Consider the following 1,267-nt stretch of genomic DNA (forward strand, 5'->3'; position numbering starts at 1 on the left):
GGGCCAGGCCAACTACGCCGCCGCCAACACCTTCCTCGACGCCCTGGCAGGGCACCGCCGAACCAACGGCCTCCCCGCGACCTCGCTCGCCTGGGGACTGTGGCAGCAGGCCAGCGGTATGACCGGTCACCTCGACAGCACCGATCTGGCCCGCCTCAACCGCAGCGGCATCCTCCCGATCGCGAGCGACGACGGCATGGCCCTCCTCGACGCAGCGATCACCTCCGAACGGAGCGTTGTCGTACCCATGCGCCTCAACCTGGGCGCACTTCGGGTCCAGGCCGAGGCGGGCCGGCTGCCCGCGCTCTTCCGCTCGCTGACCCGTACGCCGGAGCGGAGAAGGGTGGTGGACTCCGCGGTCGGGTCCGCTGCCGCAACGGGCGGACTCGCGCAGCGACTTGTCCAGCGGTCCCCGGCGGAGCGGCTGGACGTCCTGCTGGAAGTGGTCCGTTCGAGCGCCGCTGTCGTACTGAGCCACCCCACCTCCGACGCCGTGGAGGCCGACCGGGCCTTCAAGGCACTGGGCTTCGACTCCCTGACCTCGGTCGAGCTGCGCAACCAGCTCAACACCGCCACCGGCCTGCGGCTCCCCGCCACCCTCGTTTTCGACTACCCGACCCCGGCGGCGCTCGCCGAGTTCCTCCGCGCCGAGCTGTTCGGTGTGGAGTTCGCAGCCGGCCCGGCGTCGCCGCCCGCCACTGCGGTGGCGACGGCCGACGACCCGATCGTCATCGTCGGGATGGGCTGCCGCTACCCGGGAGGGGTCCGCTCACCCGAGGAGTTGTGGCGGCTGATCACCGAGGGCGTGGACGCGATCTCGCCCTTCCCGACCGATCGCGGCTGGGATCTGGACGGCCTGTACGACCCCGACCCGGACAGCGTCGGCAAGGTCTACACCCGACACGGCGGTTTTCTGCACGACGCCGGGGACTTCGACCCCGACTTCTTCGGCATCTCACCCCGCGAGGCCATGGCCATCGACCCCCAGCAGCGCCTGCTGCTGGAGACGGCGTGGGAGACCTTCGAGCGGGCCGGCATCGACCCGGCGACCCTGCGCGGCAGCCGGACCGGCGTCTTCACCGGCGTGATGTACGACGACTACGGCTCCCGCATGCAGCAGGCCCCTGGGGGCTTGGAGGGCTATCTCGTCAGCGGCAGCGCGGGCAGCGTCGCCTCGGGCCGGATCTCCTACACCTTCGGCCTGGAGGGCCCGGCGGTGACCGTCGATACGGCCTGCTCGTCGTCGCTGGTGGCGCTGCACATGGCG

General features: G+C 71.6%; 1 protein-coding gene. It reads left to right on the forward strand.

The annotated features are described in order from the left end of the window. Positions 1-1,267: beta-ketoacyl reductase (locus OO69_RS48045; protein WP_033287372.1), on the forward strand; the 1,267-nt coding region annotated here is incomplete at both ends.

The sequence above is a fragment of the Streptomyces sp. NRRL F-525 genome (assembly GCF_000716605.1).
GTDB lineage: Bacteria > Actinomycetota > Actinomycetes > Streptomycetales > Streptomycetaceae > Streptomyces.